Source organism: Mitsuokella sp. AF33-22, assembly GCF_003475755.1.
In the GTDB taxonomy this organism is placed as follows: domain Bacteria; phylum Bacillota; class Negativicutes; order Selenomonadales; family Selenomonadaceae; genus Mitsuokella.
This window is the reverse complement of the sequence record NZ_QRQA01000003.1, coordinates 94,150-106,586: the sequence shown is the minus strand read 5'-3', so window position 1 is coordinate 106,586 and position 12,437 is coordinate 94,150. Positions and strand designations below refer to the sequence as shown.

General features: G+C 61.5%; 10 protein-coding genes. All 10 read left to right on the top strand.

Features of this window, described 5'->3' with window-relative positions:
• Positions 1 to 18 precede the first annotated feature (18 nt).
• The gene (locus DWZ54_RS02715; protein ID WP_118014114.1) at positions 19 to 465 is read left to right on the top strand and encodes an ACT domain-containing protein; all 447 of its coding nucleotides are present in this window, start codon (positions 19 to 21) and stop codon (positions 463 to 465) included.
• Between the two features lie 18 nt (positions 466 to 483).
• Positions 484 to 1,782, top strand: coding sequence for a homoserine dehydrogenase (locus DWZ54_RS02710; RefSeq protein WP_118474398.1), 1,299 nt, complete (start codon positions 484 to 486; stop codon positions 1,780 to 1,782).
• Between the two features lie 3 nt (positions 1,783 to 1,785).
• A complete protein-coding gene (gene thrB, locus DWZ54_RS02705) occupies positions 1,786 to 2,715 on the top strand; it encodes a homoserine kinase (RefSeq protein WP_118474397.1) in 930 nt (309 codons plus the stop codon).
• 198 nt (positions 2,716 to 2,913) lie between these two features.
• On the top strand, positions 2,914 to 4,146 hold the full coding sequence (locus DWZ54_RS02700) for an HD domain-containing protein (RefSeq protein WP_118474396.1): 1,233 nt from the start codon (positions 2,914 to 2,916) through the stop codon (positions 4,144 to 4,146).
• Positions 4,147 to 4,227: 81 nt separating this feature from the next.
• Positions 4,228 to 4,746 carry a gamma carbonic anhydrase family protein gene (locus DWZ54_RS02695; protein WP_370245724.1) on the top strand — a complete coding sequence of 173 codons (519 nt, stop codon included), beginning with the start codon at positions 4,228 to 4,230 and terminating at the stop codon, positions 4,744 to 4,746.
• Between the two features lie 14 nt (positions 4,747 to 4,760).
• The gene (ndk, locus tag DWZ54_RS02690) at positions 4,761 to 5,198 is read left to right on the top strand and encodes a nucleoside-diphosphate kinase (protein ID WP_118474395.1); all 438 of its coding nucleotides are present in this window, start codon (positions 4,761 to 4,763) and stop codon (positions 5,196 to 5,198) included.
• Between the two features lie 37 nt (positions 5,199 to 5,235).
• Complete coding sequence (locus DWZ54_RS02685) at positions 5,236 to 5,754, top strand: cob(I)yrinic acid a,c-diamide adenosyltransferase (protein ID WP_118014105.1); 519 nt, start codon at positions 5,236 to 5,238, stop codon at positions 5,752 to 5,754.
• Between the two features lie 186 nt (positions 5,755 to 5,940).
• On the top strand, positions 5,941 to 8,013 hold the full coding sequence (gene fusA / locus DWZ54_RS02680) for an elongation factor G (RefSeq protein WP_118474394.1): 2,073 nt from the start codon (positions 5,941 to 5,943) through the stop codon (positions 8,011 to 8,013).
• Between the two features lie 163 nt (positions 8,014 to 8,176).
• Positions 8,177 to 9,397 (top strand): L,D-transpeptidase, encoded by a 1,221-nt coding sequence (locus DWZ54_RS02675; RefSeq protein WP_118474393.1) that lies wholly within the window; start codon positions 8,177 to 8,179, stop codon positions 9,395 to 9,397.
• A 135-nt stretch (positions 9,398 to 9,532) separates the two neighbouring features.
• On the top strand, positions 9,533 to 12,172 hold the full coding sequence (gene polA, locus DWZ54_RS02670) for a DNA polymerase I (RefSeq protein ID WP_118474392.1): 2,640 nt from the start codon (positions 9,533 to 9,535) through the stop codon (positions 12,170 to 12,172).
• Positions 12,173 to 12,437: the final 265 nt, after the last annotated feature.

Genomic DNA, 12,437 nt, shown 5'->3' with positions numbered 1-12,437 from the left:
CCATTGGAGGCGTAATGTATGAATAAAGAGAAAAGCGGCTTCTTCCTCGTCCGTGAAGAGATTCTGCCAGAGGCGATCAAGAAGACCATCCGTGTCAAGGAAATGCTCAAGCGCGGCGACGCGCGCACGATCAACGAGGCTGTCGAGAAGATGGAGCTCTCGCGCAGTGCCTACTACAAGTACAAGGACTACGTATTCCCGTTCTACGAGGCCAGCCAGAACAAGATCGTCACGCTCACGTTCCTGCTCGAGCACAAGAAAGGCGTCCTCTCGAGTGTGCTCAACACGATTTCGGCTGACTCGGGCAGCGTCATGACCATCAATCAGGGTATCCCCCTGCAGGGAGTAGCCAATGCGACGGTGTCCATTGAGACGGCCAACCTGTCGGTTGATCTCGAGGCACTGCTCGACAAGCTGCGCATGGTCGACGGGGTCAAGCGTCTCGAAGTTCTGGGGCAGTCCTGAGGAAAGAGGGTGTGTCGAATGGAGAAAGTCATCAAGATTGGTTTGCTGGGTTCTGGCACGGTAGGTTCCGGTGTCATCAAGGTTCTGGACATGAACCGGCGTCAGATTACCGAACGCGTCGGCACACCGATTCAGATCAAGACGGTTCTCGTGCGCGATCTTACGAAGCCGCGCCCGTACCTCAAGGACCTCAGGGTGACGGATGATATCGAGGAAATCCTGCGCGATGATGAGATTGATGTCGTCGTCGAGCTCATGGGCGGCCTGCATCCGGCACGCGAGTACATGCTGCGCGCCATGGAAGCCGGCAAGAGCGTCGTCACGGCCAACAAGGACGTCGTCGCGCAGTTCGGCAAGGACATGTTCGCGATGGCTGAACAGCACGATGTCGACTTCCTGTTCGAGGCCAGCGTCGGCGGCGGCATCCCAATCATCACGCCGCTCAAGCAGTGTCTGACCGCCAATCGCATCACGGAAATCATGGGCATCGTCAACGGCACGACGAATTACATGCTGACGAAGATGACGGAGTGCGGCTCAGACTATGACACCGTGCTCAAGGAGGCGCAGCAGAAGGGCTATGCTGAGGCCAATCCGTCGGCCGACGTCGACGGCCTCGATGCCGCGCGCAAGGCCGCAATCCTCGCGTCGCTCGCTTTCAACACGCGCATCCAGCTCGAGGATGTGTCGGTCGAGGGCATCACGAAGATCACGCCAGACGACATTGAGTACGCGAAGGACCTCGGCTACGTCATCAAGCTTTTGGCTGTCGGCAAGGATTCGAAGGAGAACGGCGTCGATGTGCGCGTCCATCCGGTCTTTTTGCCCAAGAGCCACCCGCTCGCCTCGGTCAACGGCGTCTACAATGCGATCTTCGTGCGCGGCAATGCCATTGGCGAGGCCATGTTCTACGGCCAGGGGGCCGGCTCCCTGCCGACGGCTTCGGCTGTCGTCTCGGATATCATCGATGTCTCGCGCGACATCGTCAACCGCACTTTCGGCCGCGTGCGCTGCACCTGCTATGAGAAGAAGGCGCTGTGCCCCATCGACAAGACCGAGTCGTCGTATTACGTGCGCCTGCTCGTCGACGATAAGCCCGGCGTGCTCGGCGCGATTGCGACGGCCTTCGGCGATGCCGGCGTCAGCCTCAAATCGGTCATCCAGACGCGCCGCAATGTCGTCGACCATGCGGAGATCGTCGCGGTCACGCACATCGTCGAGCATGCGCGCATCCAGTCGGCCCTGCGCGCGCTCAAGGAGCTGCCGGTGGTCGATGAGATCCGCAATGTCATTCGCGTCGAGAACGAACGGGGGTAAGTCATGGCTGAGAAAATGGTCCGGGTGCGCGTGCCCGGCACGAGTGCCAACTGCGGTCCCGGCTTCGATACGCTGGGACTCGCGTGCACCATCTACAACGACCTCGGGCTGCGCTTGACGCGCGAGCCTGGGCTCTCCATCACGATGACGGGCGAGGGCGCGGCGAACATACCGTGCGATGCGCGCAACATCGTCTGGCGTTCTGTCCAGTATCTTTTGCAGAAGGCCGGGTGCAGCAAGGATTACCGCGGCGCCGTCATCCACATGGAGAATCACGTACCGCTCTCGCGCGGCCTCGGCAGCAGTGCGACGGCCATCGTCGCGGGACTCACGGCGGCCAATGCGCTCATCGGCAACCGCTACAACCGCTACGAGCTGCTGGAGTTTGCGACGGATATCGAGGGCCATCCCGACAATGTCGCGCCGGCAATCTTCGGCGGCTTCACGGTCAATGCCGTGACCGACGGCCATGTCGACTGCTTCCATTTCCGTCCGAACTTCCGGCTGAAGCTCGTCGTGGCCGTGCCGGATTTCCCGCTCTCGACGCGCATGGCGCGCAAGGTGCTGCCCGAGGAGGTACCGCTGAAGGATGCCATCTTCAACGTCGGCCGTGCGTCGATGCTCGTCGCGGCCCTGACGCGCGGCAATGAGCGCTTCCTGCGCCATGCCTTCGACGATTCGCTGCATCAGCCGTACCGCGCGAAGCTCATCCCGGGCATGTACGACGTCTTCGCGGCGGCCCGGGCGGCCGGTGCCGCGGGCGCGACACTCAGCGGTGCGGGTCCGTGCCTCATCGCCTACGTGCTTGAACGCCGCCATGTGGAGGAGGCCGTGGGCAAGGCCATGCAGGAGGCATTCCGCAAGCACGGCGTCAAGTCGCGCATCCTGACGCTCGACCTCGACACGCGCGGTGCGCATCTGCTGCGCAAATGACGGCGCGAGGCCATCAGGCATGCGCCATGATTCGCGGGACGCAATCAGAAGCAAGGAAAACGAAAGCTCTGCCAGTCGGCAGGGCTTTTTCTTTGCCCGCGTTTTGCAATCATCCTGTCTGAGCGGCACAAAAGCAGGAAAATGGCACGGGCATGTGGAAGCACATAAGAAAGGGATTAACGAAAGGCAGGGATTCGATTGCGAGAAGCAGAATTTGCACAGAAGCTCCGGCAGGCGGGCGGACGTGTCTTTCTCGTCGGCGGCTGGGTGCGCGACAAGTGCCGCGGCGCCGTGCCGCACGACAAGGATTACATGGTAGCAGGGCTCACGGCCGCACAGGTGGAGGCGGTTTTGCCTGTGGCCAGGCGCGTCGGGCACGGCTTTCCCGTCTACCTTGTGCCGATCGACGGGGCGCAATGTGAGGTTGCGCTCGCGCGCAAGGAGCGCAAGCAGGGGGCCGGCTACCGCGGCTTTGCGGTGGACTGCGACCCGGGCGTGACGGTGGAGGAGGACCTCTACCGCCGTGACACGACGATGAACAGCATGGCCCTTGAACTGCCGATGGGCAGCCTGATCGATCCGTACGGCGGCCGCGCCGACATCGAGGGGCACTGCATCCGCGCCGTCTCCCACCACTTTCTCGAGGATCCCGTGCGCGCGCTGCGCGCGGCGCGCCAGGCCGCGGAATTCGGCTTCACGATTGAGCCGCAGACGCTTGCCTACATGCGTGCCTGCTGCGGGGAACTGGCCATGGAGCCCGCCGAGCGCATCGTCGCGGAACTGCGGCGGGCGCTCAAGGCCCCAGAGCCCTCGCGTTTTTTCCGGAGCCTCGAAGCGGCGGGCCTGCTCGCGGCCATTTTCCCTGAGCTTCACGCGCTCATCGGCAGGACGCAGCCCGTGGCCTTCCATCCTGAGGGCGATGCCTTCGAGCACACGATGCTCGTCGTCGACGCTGTCGCACATCAGACGCCATCCATCCTCGCACGCTTCGCGGCGCTCGTCCATGACCTCGGCAAGGGAACGACGCCGCGGGAGATGGAGCCGCACCACTACGGCCACGAGCAGCGCGGGCTCGACTGCCTCAGGAAATGGGACGCGCGCACGACGCTGCCGCGTCTCTGGCTCAAGGCTGGGAACTTTGTCATCGAGCAGCACATGCGCGCGCCGCTTTTGACGAAGCCCGGCAAGATTGCACATCTCCTGCTCGCCGTCGACCGCAGCGTGCTGAGCCTTCCGGAATTCAACGCCGTCATCCTCGCGGACCATCACAGCCTGCCCGAGTATCTTGCAAACGGCAGCCGCTATCTCGCCGTGATGAAGGCTGTGCATGGGGACAAGGCGCCAGCGGGGCTTCAGGGGCCCGCCATCCGCGACTGGCTCTTCGGCGAGCAGGTCCGGGCCCTGCGCATGGCCATGCCGGCGAAAGATTAATTTTTGAACCAGGCAGGAGGTTGCCCACAGACAGCGAATTAACTAAAATGTAAGAAAATACTGCTTCAAGAGGTGATCATCATGGCATATATCATTCCTTATAAATCCAAAGCGCCAAAGATCGATCCGAGCGTATTCCTGGCGCCGACGGCCGTCGTCTCTGGCGACGTCGAGATTGGCGCAGGGTCCAGCCTCTGGTTCGGCACGGTAGTCCGCGGCGACTTCCAGTCCATCCGCATCGGCAAGAATACGAACATCCAGGACAATGCGACCGTCCACGTGATGTGGGATTCGCCGACTGAGATCGGCGACGGCGTCATCATCGGCCACAACGCGCTGATCCATTGCCACAAGATTGGCAGCAACACGCTCATCGGCATGGGCTCCATCATCCTTGGCTACACGGAAATCGGGGAGAATGTCGTGATCGGCGCGGGCAGCATGATCACGCAGCACCGGAAGATTCCGTCGAATTCACTCGTTTTCGGCAATCCGGCGCAGATTATCCGCGCGCTGCGTGACGATGAGATCGAAGCGCTGAAGAAATCCGCCTTGAGTTACAGCGAGGTGGCCGATCGCTATCGGGCAGAAAAATTATAAGGGGATATCGATTCATGGAAAAAACACTTGTACTCATTAAACCAGATGCCTTTGACAAACATTACAGCGGTGATATCATCAAGCGCTACGAGCAGGAAGGCTTCCGCATTGTGGCGATGAAGCTCCTCAAGATGGATGAGCGCCTCGCGTCCATCCACTATGCCGAGCATATCGGCCGCCCGTATTACCAGGACCTCGTGGGCTTCATGACGTCGGGCCCGCTCATTGCGATGGTGCTTGAGGGCGAGAACGCGATTGCGCGCGTGCGCGAGATCAACGGCAAGACGAATCCGGCGGAGGCCGCCGAGGGCACGATCCGCAAGCAGTTTGCCGCCTCGGGCCGCCGCAACGCCGTGCATGCCTCGGACAGCCCGGCGAGCGCGAAGCGCGAGATTTCGATCTTCTTCAGCGAATGCGAGATCTACGACGGCACGTATGAGATCATGGGCTGAAGCAAGTGTTTTGCTCGTTTGAAAAGGGGGCATGTACATGTCGATTACAACGAAGACCGGCGACAAGGGGCAGACGAGCCTGTTCACGGGCGAGCGCGTCGAGAAGGGCTGCCTGCGCGTCGAGACGTACGGCACCATCGATGAGCTCGATTCGGTGCTGGCTATGGCCCGCGCGTTCGTCACGAAGGACGAGGTGCGCGAGCGCATCCACGAACTCCAGAAGACGCTGAGTCGCCTCATGGCCGATTACGCGAGCCTCGGCAGAGAGCCGCGCATCACGATGGAGGAGGTCCGGGCGATGGAAGACGATATGGCAGCCATCGAGGAGGACCTGCCTGAAATGACCGCATTCATCGTGCCGGGCGATACGCAGGGCGGCGCGATGCTCGACCATGCGCGCACGATTGCGCGCCGCGCCGAGCGCTGCAGCTGCCGGCTCGCCAAAGAGGAGCCCGTGGCCGAGAGCGACCGCCTCTTCCTCAACCGCGTGTCGGACTACTGCTTCCTGCTCATGCGCCTCGAGGAAGATGTCTACGCGGACAGCGATGACGAATGAGGGGCGCGGCCTGACCGCACGCCGGCAGTGCCGTACCTGTCACTGAAAAATCCCGCAGCCAGCCGGATAAAACGACTGGCTGCGGGATTTTTTGTGGTTTCTTGCAGGATTCTACCTGTATTCAGAGAATAAAGAATATATAAACTACGAATCCGAGGGGATTTTATGATACAGGAGGGATTGTCGATGAAATCATACAAGAGCACGAACTTACGCAATGTCGCGGTGATCGGTCATGGCAAGACGGGCAAGACGAGCCTGCTCGATGCCTGCCTCTTCAATGCCGGCGCAGCCAAGCGCCTCGGCAGCGTCGAGGACAAGACGAGCCTGCTCGACCATGAGCCGGAAGAGACGAAGCGCGGCATGACCATCAATATGAAGCTGGCCGCCTGCGAATGGCGTGACTATAAACTGAATTTCATCGATACGCCGGGGTATCCCGACTTTGTGGGCGATGTCAAGGGTGCTCTGCGCGCCGCTGACAGCGCACTCATCGTGATCTCGGCGCCGTCCGGCATCGAGGTCGAGACGGAAAAGGTCTGGCAGTACGCCGCCGACGAGGAGCTGCCGCGCGCGTTCTTCATCAACAAGATGGACCGCGAGCACGCCGATTTCCAGCAGGTCGTCGAGGAACTGCGCGTGCGCTTCGGCAGCGGCGTCGTGCCGGTCCAGCTGCCCATCGGCCAGGAAGCGGCCTTCCAGGGCGTCGTCGACCTGCTGGCCCTGCACATGAAGATCGTCACGCACGACGATGAGGACCTCATCGCCGACATCCCCGAGTACATTGAGGCGGACGTCGAGGCCGCGCGCCAGCAGCTCATCGAGTCCGTTGCGGAATTCAACAACGAATTGCTCGAGAAGTACATCGAAGGCAAGGAGATCACGGAGGTCGAGGTCACGGCGGCCCTCATCGAGGGCATTCAGGCCGGCAAGATCTTCCCGGTCTTCTGCGGCGCGGCCAAGGCCAATATCGGCATCAAGAAGCTCATGAACGGCATTGTCGAGTATATGCCGACGCCGTACTTCAAGGTGGCAATCGGCACGGACCCGAAGAGCGGCGACCTCAAGGAACGCCATACGGAGGATGCGTTCTCGGCACAAGTCTTCAAGACGTTTGTCGATCCCTTCGTCGGGCGCCTGAGCCTGCTGCGCATCCTTTCGGGCACGATGCGCGGCGATGCGTCGTATTACCATCCGAACCGCGACAACATGGAGCGCGTCGGCACAATCTTCACGATGCAGGGCAAGCGGCAGGAGAATCTTGCGCAGGCCGAGGCCGGCGACATCGTCGGCACGACGAAGCTGCAATCCGTCAGGACGGGCGATACACTCTGCGACGCACAGGACGCCATCCTCTACGAGGCCGTTCCTTACCCCGAGCCGATGCTCGAGATGGCCGTGACGGCGAAGAAGAAGGGCGACGAGGACAAGGTCTTCGCGGCACTTGCCAAGCAGCAGGATGAGGACCCGACGATCTCGCTGCGCAAGAACCAGGCGACGGGCGAAACGCTCCTGAAAGGCATCGGCGAGGTGCACCTCGAGATCCTCGCCGACAAACTCCAGAGAAAGTTCGGCGTGGAGCTGCATCTCAAGAAGCCGCGCGTCGCGTACCGCGAGACAATCCGCAAGAGCGTCAAGGTTCAGGGCAAGCACAAGAAGCAGAGCGGCGGCCACGGCCAGTACGGCGATGTCTGGCTCGAGATCAGTCCGCTTACTGCCGGCAGCGGCAATGAATTCACCGAGACGATCTTCGGCGGCAGCGTGCCGCGCCAGTACATCCCGGCCGTCGAGAAGGGCACGGCGGAGACACTGGCCGCAGGCGTGCTCGCGGGCTATCCCGTCGTCGACGTCAAGGTCAATCTCTACGACGGTTCCTACCATCCGGTCGATTCGTCGGAGGCGGCGTTCAAGACGGCGACGGCCATCGCCATCCGCAAGGGCATCATGGAGGCCGACCCCATCCTGCTCGAACCCATCGATATCATCACGATCGTCGCACCGGAATACTACATGGGCGACATCATGGGCAAGCCCAACAGCAAGCGTGCCCGTATCCAGGGCATCGACAGCCGCGGCAAGGACATGGGCGAGATCAAGGCCCAGATCCCCGAGGCCGAGCTCTACCGCTTCGCGACGGACCTGCGCTCGCTGACACAGGGGCGCGGCCGCTATGAGCTGACGTTCTCGCACTACGAGGCCGTGCCCGAGAAGGACGCAGCAGCCATCATCTCTGAGAGCCAGCAGCGTGCCAAAGAATAAGTCAAAGAATATAAACGCCCGCAGCACGGTCATGGCCACGTGCTGCGGGCGTTTTGTGCGCTGCCGGCGCGTGCGGGATGTTGCAAAAAAAGAGGGATGATGGTAGTATGTAGAAAGTATGGCGCGTTTGCCATAAAATCTTAATAGAAAAGAGACTGACAAAATGGTTACATGGAAAAAGATTTGTGCGGGCATGCTCAGCGCTGCCCTGATCATGGGTGTTGCCGCGACGACGTTTGCCGCAGAGGAGCAGTCCGATAAAACGGTTACGCTCTACAATCAGCCGGGTGCTCCGCTGCCTGAGGCTCCGAAGGCTGCCACGACGACGGCCGCCGCGGTGCCGGCTGTGGCGACGACGGCTGCGGCTGAGGCGCCGCAGAAGGTCGAGCTTGCCGACAAGCTCGTCATCAACCTCGCCGCCCGCTCGCTGGCCGCTGTCCGCGACAACAAGAAGGTCGCGCTCTATCCGATTGGCCCGGGCAAGACGTCGACGCCGACACCGACGGGCTATTACAAGGTCATCAACAAAGAAGTCAACCCGACCTGGACGGACCCGGGCGATCCGGCCAACTCCATCCCGTCGGGGCCAAACAATCCGCTCGGCTACCGCTGGATCGGCATCGGCGGCAACTACGGCATCCACGGCACGAACCGTCCGGATTCCGTCGGCCACTACGTATCGAACGGCTGCATCCGCATGCATGAGGAAGACGTCGAGAAAATCTTCGATATGGTCGAGGTCGGCACGCCTGTTGAGATCACGTACAACCGCATCGTCGTCGAGAAGACGCCGGACAACCAGGTCGCTTACTACGTCTACCCGGACGGTTACGGCTGGCAGAATGTCACGGCCTCGGACGTCGAGAAATGGCTCGCTGGCTACGGCGTGGCTGATTTCGTCAACGATGCCGATGTCGAGCAGAAAGTAGCCGCTTCCGACGGCAACCCGAATTACGTCGCCAAGGTCTATCCGCTGTTCGTCAACGGCACGAAGCTCAAGGGCAAGGCCGTCGTACAGGACGATATCGTCTACCTGCCGGCCGTTGAGCTCGCACAGGCCGTGAAAGTCTCGCTCGGCTGGAAGCCGGAGGAGAAGGTCCTTCTGAGCACGTACGGCCAGGCCGTCGGCTATCAGAAGAAGGATACGCTTTACTGCAACTCCGATGATATCGGCACGCTCTATCACCTCGATGGCGGCCTCGACAAGAATGGCCAGTACGTCCTGAAGAACCAGTCTGCCGCCAAGACGGAGACGGCTGTGAAGGACACGGCTGCCGCTGCTGAGACGAAGGCTGAGAGCACGGTCAAGGCTGCTGAAACGAAGGCCGAGGCAAAGGCCGAGACGGCTGCCAAGACGGCCGCAGACAAGACTCAGGCAAAGTAAAAAGAGACGCATTCTTTTCTCCCGGTTCCGGCCTGGCGCATGTCAAGACGGGCCGGGAGATTTGTCATATCAACGGCATGAAGTGAATGGAACAGACAGAACAAGTCAATGGACAGGAAGGAACGGTGTGACCATATGGAGCAGGTGCAGGATAAGCAGCAGGCGAAAAGGGAGCGCTTTGTGGTGCTCGACGGCAGCAGCCTGATTTTCCGCGCGTTTTACGCCCTGCCGCCCTTGAGCGATGCGGCGGGCCAGCCGACGAATGCCATCTTCGGCTTTTCCAACATGCTGACAAAGCTCATTGCCGACTTGCGGCCCGATCTCATGGTGCTCGCATTCGACAAAAGCCGACAGACATTCCGCACGGAGCGGTTCGCCGATTACAAGGGCACGCGCGACAAGACGCCAGAGGAGCTCTTGTCGCAGTTCCCGCTGCTGCGCGAGTTTGCCGCGGGCATGGGCATCCCGTTCCTCGAGAAGGACCGCTATGAGGCCGATGATATCATCGGCACGCTGGCGGTGCAGGCGGCGGAGAAGGATTACGATGTCATGGTCATCACGGGCGACCGCGACGCCTTGCAGCTCGTGCGGCCGAATCTGCGCGTGATGCTCACGAAGAAGGGCATATCGGAGCTCAAGGAGTACGATGAAGCGGCCTTTACCGAGGAATACGGTTTCGCACCGCTCGGACTCATCGACCTCAAGGGGCTCATGGGCGATACGTCGGACAACATTCCGGGCATCCCGGGCGTCGGACCGAAGACGGCCACGAAGCTCCTGCTGGCCTACGGCTCGCTCGAGGGCGTGCTCGCGCATGCGGAGGAAGTCTCGGGCAAGAAGCTCAAGGAGCGCCTGATGACGTACGGCGAACAGGCGCGACTTTCCAAGGAACTCGCGACCATTGAGCTCCATGTGCCAGAGCTCACATTCGAGCCCGAGCAGTGCCGGATGCAGCCGGATCTTGCCAAGCTGCGCGCATTCTGCGACAGTCACAACTTAAAGGCCGTCTGGACGAATGTAGAGCGGCTTTACGGCAAGGCTGAGGATGCCTCTGCGGCCCCCGCGTCAGGTGAGCCCATTGCGCTTGCGGCTGACGAGTGGTCTAAAGAGGATGTGGAAGAAAAGCTCACCGGCGTTTCGTATCTTGCCGTTTCGGGCATCTTTGCAGGCAAGGCCCCGTTTGAAACACTGACGGGGCTTGCCATAGCGTCGCCGGAAGGCGGCCAGGGCTTCGTGCCGGCAGACGCTGCGGCTTTCCAGGAGCTTTCCCGGCGGCTGGAGCGGGCAAAGCAGCCCGTCTGCCTGCTGGGGCTCAAGCGCTATTACCATGCGGGCTTCGCGGCCGGGAAGCATTTCGCGGATGCTGAGCTGGCGGCGTATCTCCTCGACCCCGAACGCTCGCAGTACGCACTGCCGGAGCTCGTGCAGAAATACCTGCCGGGCGTCGCCGTGCCCGCCGCCTTTGCCGATGCGCGCGAGCAGGCGGTTTGGGAGGCCGCGGCGCTTTTGCGGCTCTATCCCGTGATTTGGGCGCGCCTTGAGGAGGAGGGCATGCGATCCTTGCTCGAGGACATCGAGCTGCCGCTCGTCGAGGTGCTCGCCGCCATGGAGCAGAACGGCGTTTTCGTCAACCGCAGCCATCTCGCGGCAAAGACGGCGGAGGTTGGCGAGAAACTCGCCGTCATCCAGCAGGAGATTTACCGTACGACGGGGCTGGAATTCAATCTCAATTCACCGAAGCAGCTCGGCGTCGTGCTGTTTGAAGAGCTCGGTTTGCCGGCCATCAAGAAGACGAAGACGGGGTATTCGACGAATGCGGAGGTGCTGGCCGAGTTGCGCGGCGAGCATCCCGTCGTCGATGAGGTGCTGTCGTACCGCCTCTGGAGCAAGCTCAAGTCGACGTATCTCGATGGCATCGGGGAGCTCATCCAAGAGGATACGGGCCGCGTCCACACGAGCTTCAATCAGACGGTGACGGCGACGGGCCGCCTCTCAAGCTCCGACCCGAATCTGCAGAATATCCCCGTGCGCACGGAGGAGGGCCGCACGATCCGCGCGCTGTTCGAGCCGGGCTCGGGCTACGATTGCCTGTTGTCGGCCGATTATTCGCAGATCGAATTGCGGCTGCTCGCGCACATGTCGGGGGATGAGAATCTCATCGATGCGTTCTGCCGCAATCAGGATATCCATGCGCGCACGGCCGCGGAGGTCTTCGGGCTGCCGCTCGATGCGGTGACGCCGGAGTTCCGCCGCCGGGCCAAGGCCGTCAATTTCGGCATTGTCTACGGTATCAGCGATTACGGCCTCGCGCGCGATCTGCACATCCCGCGCAAGGAGGCGGGCGCGTATATCACGCGTTACTTTGAGCGCTATCCGGGTGTGCGCCGCTTCATGGATCAGATGGTGGCGGATGCGCATGCCAAGGGGTATGTGACGACGATGTTCGGCCGCCGCCGCGATCTGCCGGCCATCAAGAGCCGCAATTTCAATCAGCGGATGCTCGCGGAGCGCATGGCGATGAATTCGCCAATCCAGGGCAGTGCGGCCGACATCATCAAGCTCGCGATGATCGCCGCGTACCGCCGGCTGCGCGAGGCAGGGCTCAAGAGCCGCATCCTGCTGCAGGTGCACGATGAGCTGGTGCTCGAGGTGACGGAGCAGGAACGCGCCGAGGTGGAGGCCATCCTGCACGAGACGATGGAGCACGTGGCAGAGCTCCGTGTGCCGCTCCTGGTCGATGTACATTGGGGCAAGGACTGGGCCGCGGCAAAATGAGTGCAGAAGGCGCTGCGGGATGTATTCCAGCTTCAGTGTGCAGCTGAACCTGTGAAAGGCGGGGACGAGGGAGCAACGCTGCGCGAAGTCGGCTGGCTAAAGGGATTTTTTCCTTTTCAACAAAGCCCGACGAACATGCGAAACGCGCGCTGCTTGAACGACGCATGTTCGTCAGGAAGCTGGCAAGGAAAAAAATCCCTTTTTTACGCCAGGCGCCAACGCTACGCTTATGCTCCCTCGTCCCCTTCGTGTACTGCCCCTGTGG

Coding starts and splice junctions, on each gene's coding strand:
- DWZ54_RS02715 (WP_118014114.1), top strand. CDS start 19: ATGAATAAAGAGAAAAGCGGCTTCTTCCTCGTCCGTGAAGAGATTCTG.
- DWZ54_RS02710 (WP_118474398.1), top strand. CDS start 484: ATGGAGAAAGTCATCAAGATTGGTTTGCTGGGTTCTGGCACGGTAGGT.
- thrB (WP_118474397.1), top strand. CDS start 1,786: ATGGCTGAGAAAATGGTCCGGGTGCGCGTGCCCGGCACGAGTGCCAAC.
- DWZ54_RS02695 (WP_370245724.1), top strand. CDS start 4,228: ATGGCATATATCATTCCTTATAAATCCAAAGCGCCAAAGATCGATCCG.
- ndk (WP_118474395.1), top strand. CDS start 4,761: ATGGAAAAAACACTTGTACTCATTAAACCAGATGCCTTTGACAAACAT.
- DWZ54_RS02685 (WP_118014105.1), top strand. CDS start 5,236: ATGTCGATTACAACGAAGACCGGCGACAAGGGGCAGACGAGCCTGTTC.
- fusA (WP_118474394.1), top strand. CDS start 5,941: ATGAAATCATACAAGAGCACGAACTTACGCAATGTCGCGGTGATCGGT.
- DWZ54_RS02675 (WP_118474393.1), top strand. CDS start 8,177: ATGGTTACATGGAAAAAGATTTGTGCGGGCATGCTCAGCGCTGCCCTG.
- polA (WP_118474392.1), top strand. CDS start 9,533: ATGGAGCAGGTGCAGGATAAGCAGCAGGCGAAAAGGGAGCGCTTTGTG.